Raw genomic sequence first — 8,930 nt, forward strand, 5'->3', positions numbered from 1 at the left:
AGGAGCGGTCAAGCGCTCTCCTTGACGGCTTCTTCTGCCTATGAGATTCTCCAAACAAGCGGAAGGGTTATGAATCTCGTTAAGAGACCTTTACCCACCCAGTAGCGCGAAGAGCCGGGATTTATTGAATGGAGGTCGGATGTTTAAACTACCTTTGAGAAGGAATATTTATTTAAAAAATGGTTGACATTTGGAAATATTGACAGTATCATTGCGAATGGATTTATAAGGAAAAGGTTGCTACTTAGGTCTACACAACGGATAGCGATTGGAGAGTGAAGATTAGAGAAGAAAGAATGGGTTTTCCAGAAGAGTTGAATTAGCACTGCGAATTTTGGCAAACAGTACCCCCGATTCCGTTCGAAATGAACCGGAACCCTTCTGATTTACTTTACTTCATCATGTGGATGTTCTGTTACGCCTGGTTATTGTCAAAAGGAATTTGTACAACACAAAGAAGCCAGAGAATGGACGATTTGTGAACTATTAGTCGTTCCCTAAGGTTTGCTGCCTTGGTCTTTACTTTTGGCCTCTTGTTCCCGTTTTCTCTCTTGTCGTATATTGTCTCCATTATTTCCCACCTTCCGTGAGAATGGCATCATAGCGCTGCATCAAATGCTGAATCGCTGTTTCTGACAGGGGGTCCTGTTCGTTGTTAGTTTCCGCGTATCCTTTGGAAAACCCTTTCATCTGAATCGCCCGCTGGTGAATGCCATGGCGGTAGTACCTTAGCATTCACGCTGTAAATGGGCATTGTACAGCGCATGATGAAAGGAATAGTGGAAGAGGAATAGCAGTAATGAGCCACAGTCCTGGTAAAGGATGATAAGATGCCTATAGCAACGATTCCTGACTAACGCGACACTGAGGCACCGCAAGAAAAGTTGATTCTGCGTTGGACGCAGTATGCAGCCACAAGGTTTTTACTTCCAACCCGTAAGCCTGATTCATCTCCATGAATGTAGGGTTGAAGAAGTATTACTGACGAATAGTTGTCTCTCTGACTTAAAGGCTTGGGACCATGGTATGCTGACTCAGCAAGGCGGCCTCGCTGGGGAGATACCCACAGAGATCAGTAAAAAGTTGAACAATCCGATCCAAGGGAGGAGTTGGTACTCATGAAGGTAAGTTGTCCATGCCGAGAAATCCTCTACGTACTGTTTAGGGGCGCTGACTCTCTCCGGGAAAGTATCTTGTTTCATGGTGCCGTGATTGCGGATAGTTTTTGATTTGAACACGATGTTCCGTTACGACTATGCATGGAGGTGGCAAGTCAAAAACTTGACGTTTCTATAGCGGACACTCTACAGTGCATCCAGGGAAGCGGAACAATGGGAGCAAAGACATACCGGATGAATGACGGTTTTATCCGGATATTCGACGTAACATCGCGTTTGTCGATCGTGTTCCTTGGGTGCTACGTTATAGTCGGCGGGTGTTCGTTAGTTTGTTGGTTTGCGAAATCTGTCACTCGACAGCGGTTTGCTACTATATTATTACTATATGTGCTCCACTTGTCGTTTTAATACATGAATACGTTTCTCAAGTTTCTCAATCTGTTTTAGTTTGTTTATCCACAACGGGTTGGATTTTATGATTTTGTTCGAGGAGGAGAGCATGAAAAAAGTCCGCTATATCCTGATCGCCTTTACGAATAGTGTTGACCTGCTGTGGCTCAGTTTCATTATTCTCATCTCCTCGATTGGTTCACTTAAATTACTTCGAGATGAGTATGTAAAACCCGTTCCAATCGGGAACATTTCAAGAAAAATCTCTCCCAGATGATAGGGAGACAACTAAGTAGTAGTAACGAATAAGATTTAAAAAAACGGTGACGTTAATCCGGATCTGGCTAATATTTGAGCAAACGAGGAAGCGGATGAATGCAGATGCTTCGAACGCTAGTCATCCCATAATGAAATTCACTCTTCTGTTTCGTTGTTCAGAATGTTAGCTATTCCGAACATTCATGACGGCCGCAAGTCTGAATTTTATGCTGGCGGACTATTAGTCTTTATTTCGCAAGATAGAAGTGGGAAATAGCAGGTTAAAGAATAATGTGGGGAAACAAGCTCAAATAAAATTCGTTTTCTCATGAGAATAAACTAAAGAAAGCAGGTAATTGAATTGAGTCAAAATAAATTATTACCGGTAAATTATCCCGATATAACTTGTTTCCCTTATTATGCGGATGTGTTATCGATTGTATCTGCAACAAGTGATAGTTATATCCCATGGATGCTAAGTAATTTTATTCAACTTTCCAGTCATCCAGATCGAGAAAGAAACGGCATTTTAAAGATCGATTTTTTCCAACCTTGGATAACTTGGGTTCCTTATTATTGTCCACTAATTGATGTTCAACTGATAAATAAAGATGTAGTGATGCTTAAGAACAAATTAAACATTATTTCATTTATAACGGAATCAATAGATTTGGGCTATTATGTTCATATGAAAGTCAATCATAACTATCTTTCTATTTCATCTTTTTACAAAAAGAAAGATTTAGCCCATGACATACTTATTTACGGATACAACAAGGTTCTGGAAACTTTTGAAGTAGCTGATAATTTCGATGGGAAATATGAATTTAAAAAGTGTTCTTTCAAAGAATTTGAAGATGCGTATGATAAACCTGCGATTTACAATGTTAGTAACTATGAAAAAATCCTATTATTCAGAGCAAATAATTACGCACAGTACTCTTTCGATCTACTCAAAGTTGTAGATTCTTTAAATGACTATTTATTATCAAGGGATACTCGAATTCGTGACGATCAGAGTTTGACTTGGGCAAGTGAGTTGACACTCGGGATAAACATTTACGAAAAGATAATTGAATATCTATTTACTCTTTTGGAAGAGAAATTATGGTGTGATTTTAAGCCTTTTCATGTGCTTTGGGAACATAAAAAGTGCATGGTACAAAGAATCGAATTTTTGATAAAGAATAATCTACTCCAAGAAAGCAGGGTCCATACTTCATATAAAGATCTAGAGAAAAAAACTTTAATTTTTAGAAATATGATGCTGAAATATTTAATAAAACCAGAGAAGAAATTAATTCAAAATTTAATACAAGAAATAAAATCATTTTCATTGTTAGAACCACCTCTAATAAATGAAATGTTGGACCAAATCTATTTAAACTCTTCAAGGGCAGAAGAGATTCTTTTAGGGAATAATAATAATATTAATTTAAAATGGAATCTATGTACCCGTTAAAAACATTCCAACGAATGGGCAATTGGCTGCTGTTTAAAAATCTGCCGAATTGAACAAAAGACAAGGGGGTACAACTCAATGGATTCATTCATCTATTGATTACTGTACCCCTACGGAGCAGCTTTATTTCACCCAAGCAGCATAAATTTTTGTCTACTATCTTGACAGAGGTTGAGTCTGTAAAATAGTTTATGTAAACTCCTAAACCCAGTAAAATGGAAGTAACAGAAAGGTTGGGGAGAGCACATAGGACTTTGGACAAAAGAGCAACTGCGGGCATTTATCAAGGAGAACAAACTGGTAACGGCACAGGACGTACAGAACGCTTTGAAAGAGCTGTTCGCCGAGCTGGATACGCATTTAGGATACGAGAAGCATGAAGTCAAGGCCAAGATGACGCCCAATAGCCGCAATAGCAGAAGCAAGAAAACCGTCGTGAGCGAGTATGGCGAACAGGAGATCGCCATTCCCCGGGATCGACTGGGCGAATTTGAACCGGTTGTCGTTCAGAAGCATCAGAAGAATGTCACCGGGATCGAAGATCAGATCATCGCTCTCTATGCCAAAGGCGTCAGCACTCGTGAAATTTCAAGATTATCTGCAGAACCTGTATGGGATTGAAGTCTCTCCCACGCTCATTTCCAATGTCACCAACAAGATCGTGCCACTCATCAAAGAGTGGCAGAATCGGCCGATTCAGAGCGTATACGCCATCATTTATATGGATGCCATTCACTTCAAGGTCCAGCAGGACGGGGCGATTGTCAACAAAGCCGCCTACATGGTCATCGGGATTGATCTGGATGGGAACAAGGATGTACTGGGTATGTGGATCGGCGAGAATGAGACGAGCAAGTCTTGGCTCAGCGTACTGAATGACCTGCGTAATCGCGGTGTTCAAGACATTCTCATCATCTGCGTGGACAACCTGAACAGTTTTTCGGAGGCGATTGCCGCGAGCTATCCCAAGACCGAAATCCAGAAGTGCATCATTCACCAAATTCGTAATTCCACCCGTTGTGTATCGTACAAGGACCTCAAGAAAGTGACCGCCGACCTCAAGCCAATCTACAAAGCGGCCACGAGGAAGGGGCTCTGCTTGAACTGGACGGCTTCGAGGAGGTCTGAGGTGTCAAGTATCCGCTCATTGTCCGGTCTTGGTGCAACATCTGGGAAGAGCTCTCGACCTTTTTCAAATACCTGGCAGAGATCCGCAAACTCATCTATACCACGAACATATCGAGAGTTACCATCGGCAACTTCGGAAAGTGACCAAAGGCAAAAGCATCTTTCCGACCGATGAAGCACTATTTAAAATGCTGTATTTGGCGACGATGGATGTCACTCGTAAATGGACCGGTCGTGTGCAAAACTGGGGACAAATCCTCTTCCAGCTCTCCGTATTCTTTTCAGAACGCATCGGTAACCACTTACGCTAGAATCGCCACCCCCCCTTGGGGGGATTACTTGAAATGGGTTTACACAAAAAACTTGACAGACCCCAGAGGTTCATTCTTGTACTCAGCCATCCAATGGTACAGGGTATTGCCACTGATCCCCAGCTACCGGGCGACCTGCGCCACCGTTTTGCCTTCTTCCTGAATCAGCTGTACCTTTTGTATTTTGAACTCCTTATCATACTTTTTGTTCATCGTGAGGAACCTCGAATTTGGATGATTTTATTCTATCGCATTCTCGGTTCTCGGTATCTACTTTTTAATCTAACAGCATATCTAAACCATCACGCCTGTTGATTAACCACTAAATGGTAGAAAAAGAGTCGCCAACTCGGTAAAATGTTTGTACCCCTACAAACAACCGAAAGGTGGCGACTCCATGAAAAAGTCTACCACGATCCTATCCATCCTTCAATCCATGCTGACTTCAGAAGAAGTTCAATCTGAGGTTAGGCTTGCCAAGTACGAAGACAATGCTCGTAAGTTTACGGTGTATCATCTATTACTATTGGTGTATGGCTGCTTTTGAGCAATGGGACAGCTATAGGTCTGGAGCCGATCATGCCGCTTCTAGCGGGTTACCGCAAGTTCATTATTCGAGTTTTTCGGGTAAAGCTGCAGCCGTGCCTTTTCCGGTATTCAAGGCTTTATTGCATCTGCTTGTTCGTAAATGCAGCAGAGCAACCCGTCGTAAACTGGCGTTTCCCAAAGAGCTGCTTCTCATTGATTCCACAACGATGACCGTCGTAAAACCCGTTTGCCTTGGGCACCGTATCACGGTGAACGAGCGGGAATTAAGCTGCATATTGCCTTGCAGGCTGAAAACCTGCAACCCCTGAAGGTTATTGAAACGGTAGGCTCTAAGCATGACGGGCCGATCAGCGAGAATCTGGCCCATATGGACTACATTATGGTCATGGACCGGGCGTATGGAAAGCTCAAACATCTAGATCGCTACAAAGAAGAGGAACAGTCATTTGTGATTCGGCTCCGAGACAATGTCCATCTTGAAAAGCCGCGTGCGTTACGTCGTCAAAAAGAGCCCGAATCTTCGGTACTTCGCGATATCACGTGCCAACTCGGGACGTCTCAATGTCGATCTGAAAAACGCCATCGGGTCGTGGTCTTCCAGGAGTTTGAAGGCCGAGAGATTCGAGTGGTAACGGACTTAATGCAAGTGACTGCAGAACAAATCGCCCAGATGTACAAGGCTCGTTGGCAAATCGAGGTCTTCTTTCGCTGGATTAAGCAACATTTGAACATCCCTACCTTATTTGGCACCACCCAAAATGCCGTGTATGGCCAACTCTTTTCGGCTTTAATCGTCTATGTTTTGCTCAAATGGCTGTTTGACGCCACACATGCAATGGTACCCCGAATGGCGTGTCTTTCTTTTGTCCGTTTTTCACGTTTATTCACTTTGAACAGGCTACCGGTTGAATGGACGATAAGGATTCAGCAATATGTTCGTTTATATAATCCTCACGGGGTTTTTGGAGTTACATAATTTGGTTAATCAACAGGTCTGCTAAACCATATATGTTGTTACAAAACGTTCATGACCTTGCCTGGTCACAGGCTATGATGAAAAATTATTCATCATGGCCTTTTTCTTTTACCCATCCATCCAGCATACTTGAAGAGACCAGAACCAGTTCGAGGTTTTTTGTGGTGGATTTGACCCCGAACACAAAACTGTATGGACAACCTTTGAAGCACAGAATATTGGACGGCGAGTCCAGATAAAAAATTTTCATTTCTCAGGTTGTCTTTCTGGTCCCCGATTTCAGAAGGAGGTCGATCCTCATGATGGAAGCCATTTTGGAATGCTGTGCCGGACTGGATATTCACCAGGAAACCGTCGTCGCCTGTATTCTTTCCGGTCCCCTTGACCAGCGGCCCCGTGCCAAAATTCGCACCTTTGGCACCCTGACGGATGAGTTGCTGGAACTGGGCGAGTGGCTGACGGAGCTAGGCTGCACCCATGTCGCCATGGAAAGTACCGGCGTGTACTGGAAACCCATCTGGAATGTGCTTGAAGCGTTCGATCTGGAACTGCTTCTGGCCAATGCCCACCACATCAAGAATTTGCCCGGGCGCAAAACGGACATGAAAGATGCCGAGTGGATCGCCAAACTGCTGCGCTGCGGACTCCTTGAAAACAGCTTTGTTCCTCCCGTGGAAATTCGCGAACTGCGCGATCTTACCGGTTACCGCAAGAAGCTGGTTCATGACGCGACCGCCGAGAAGAACCGAATTTACAAGCTCCTTCAGGATGCCAATGTCAAGTTGACCATACACATGTCCGACATTTTCGGTGTCTCGGGATGGATGCTCCTCCAGAAGATTGTCGACGGCGAAGTGATCACGATGGATTTTTTGGAAACGCAGATGAAAGGTGCGCTGAAGCACAAATCTCCCAAACTCCTTCAGTCCCTCAACAGCCGTCTTCGCTCTCATCATCGGAGCATGATCCGCCTCTCTTGGGAACACTTGCTGTACGTAGAAAAGGCTATCGCCGATGTGGAGGAGCAGATCCGCCAAAATCTGGCCGACAAGCAAGAGGCCTTTGAGCTTTTGCTCACCGTTCCGGGTGTGAACGAGAATGCAGCCGCGATTATCCTGGCTAAGATTGGCACCGATATCAGTGTGTTTAAAAGTGACCACAGTCTCGTGGCTTGGTCCGGAGTAAGTCCTGGCAACCATGGGAGTGCGGGTGAAAAAAAACGGCAGCGGGCAAGGTCCGGGAACAGCATGCTAAAAGCAATTCTCTGTGAATGCGCCTGGGCCGCTTCCGTGACCCGGGGAACCCGTCTGTCGACTCGCTACTGGTCCTAGTGCATAAAACCTCAATAGGCCAACAATTAAAAGCAGAGAGCTTTACCTTTATAAGTCCACTTGAACGGTTTGGCCATTGTCGCGTTGAAGTAGTCGATAAACTGAAAGACTTTCTTTTGCAGCTCCAAAGTGCTTGTGAAACTGCTGCGCTTGATCAGGCGGCGGACCAGAATGCTGAACCAAATCTCAATCTGATTCAGCCAAGAGCAAGCTTGGGTGTAAAGATAAATCGAATCCGGTGAGACGAGTCGGCCAGAAATGCGGCTCGGCTGGATTGAGTCGCCAGCACACCCGATTTGCCTTTCTGACCCAGTGAGTCATCCAACCTGCAGTGACGTGCGACTAGCCGAACCAGACTCTCCGACTGGTGGGTATTCAGTCCATCGACGATGAATACCCATTCGGCTTGCGGGTCGGTTTCGATCAGATGCTCGACTGTGCTGCAAAATCGGTTTCATTTCGAGTTGGGGCCATAGTCGAAGAGACGATTTTCCCGATCGCCACTTTCCAGAGACCAGCAATCAGGCTCAGCGTGCAATGACGAATGTATTCGAACTCTCGCCGTTCGACAAGCCCCGGTCTCATCGGCAAAGTCGGATGAAGCCGCTCTAACGCCTGAATGCCCGTCATTTCATCCAGCGAAACGACGTGAACGCCGAGCGAATGCAGCAGCGGAGCCGATCGGTACACTCGGCTGATTTCCCGAGTTTTCTCGGCAAAGGCGACCGGATCCTGCGGTTTGGCATTCAACCAACCTTTGTAGCGATGCGGGCGCAAATCCGCCTCGTTTTAAAAATTTAAAAAACGAGCGGCCTGTGAAACCGAGATGGAGGAAACAATCCCGCGCTTGATGGCTTCGTCCCGCACCTCGCGCGGCGTCCAATGACTGATGGGCCGCCCGATTGCTTCCGGGTTTTCGTACGCGATTGCTACGATCTGCAGCACTTGCTGCTCGGTGAAGGTCGGCTGCGTTCCCGGACGAGGCTCGTCGCGAAGTGTCTGCACGATGGCGGCTTCCAACTCTTCGGGGTGCTCCTGCTCGATCCGGCAAAGCTCCGGGTACTGTTGAATCCAACGGCCACGCCAAAGCACAACCTGGGGACGATCCAGCGGCAAGAGCCGGCTGAGCGCCATATTGCTGACCCCTTTGACGGATTCCAGCACCAGTCGTGTCCGCTTTGCCAGAGACTGCGGGGTGCTCCGACGCCGAATGAGTTGTTCCAGCACTTCACGTTGCTTATCGCTAACGAATATCTCGTTTTTCTTAGGTCCTCTTAACATAGGGTTCATCCTTTATGAACGATTCTCTGTCCATAAAGTGTACCATAGGTCTTGGAAAGTTTAACCTGTAAGCGTTGGCTTTTTTGTGTACTAGTGCCCCTTCAGACAACCTTGATCTTGTTTTGT

3 protein-coding genes and 3 pseudogenes are annotated in these 8,930 nt (G+C 45.5%); 4 read left to right on the forward strand and 2 right to left on the reverse strand.

Features of this window, described 5'->3' with window-relative positions; genetic code table 11:
• Window positions 1-2,127: 2,127 nt before the first annotated feature.
• The 4 genes and pseudogenes from L691_RS0106415 (at window position 2,128) to L691_RS0106440 (ending at window position 7,523) form a co-directional block, all read left to right on the forward strand.
• Entirely contained in the window at window positions 2,128-3,228 is a 1,101-nt protein-coding gene (locus L691_RS0106415) for a hypothetical protein (RefSeq protein WP_025689479.1), read from the forward strand.
• A 246-nt stretch (window positions 3,229-3,474) separates the two neighbouring features.
• Window positions 3,475-4,667, forward strand: a pseudogene (locus L691_RS28075) (IS256 family transposase).
• Between the two features lie 397 nt (window positions 4,668-5,064).
• Window positions 5,065-6,192, forward strand: a pseudogene (locus L691_RS33420) (IS4 family transposase).
• 299 nt (window positions 6,193-6,491) lie between these two features.
• Window positions 6,492-7,523: an IS110 family RNA-guided transposase gene (locus L691_RS0106440; protein WP_051459315.1), complete on the forward strand. Its 1,032-nt coding sequence runs from the start codon at window positions 6,492-6,494 to the stop codon at window positions 7,521-7,523.
• A gap of 515 nt (window positions 7,524-8,038) precedes the next feature.
• On the opposite strand, the pseudogene L691_RS34200 reads toward L691_RS0106440, so the two are convergent.
• A pseudogene (locus tag L691_RS34200) lies at window positions 8,039-8,171 on the reverse strand (IS630 family transposase); the annotation flags it as partial.
• Between the two features lie 141 nt (window positions 8,172-8,312).
• Window positions 8,313-8,804: a COG3415 family protein gene (locus L691_RS0106450; protein WP_025689482.1), complete on the reverse strand. Its 492-nt coding sequence runs from the start codon at window positions 8,802-8,804 to the stop codon at window positions 8,313-8,315.
• Window positions 8,805-8,930: the final 126 nt, after the last annotated feature.

The sequence above is a fragment of the Paenibacillus zanthoxyli JH29 genome, from assembly GCF_000520715.1.
Lineage (GTDB): Bacteria > Bacillota > Bacilli > Paenibacillales > Paenibacillaceae > Paenibacillus_AQ > Paenibacillus_AQ zanthoxyli.

Excerpts from the sequence above, each read along its gene's own strand:
- L691_RS0106440 (WP_051459315.1), top strand. The coding sequence starts at position 6,492 with ATGATGGAAGCCATTTTGGAATGCTGTGCCGGACTGGATATTCACCAG.
- L691_RS0106450 (WP_025689482.1), bottom strand. The coding sequence starts at position 8,804 with ATGTTAAGAGGACCTAAGAAAAACGAGATATTCGTTAGCGATAAGCAA.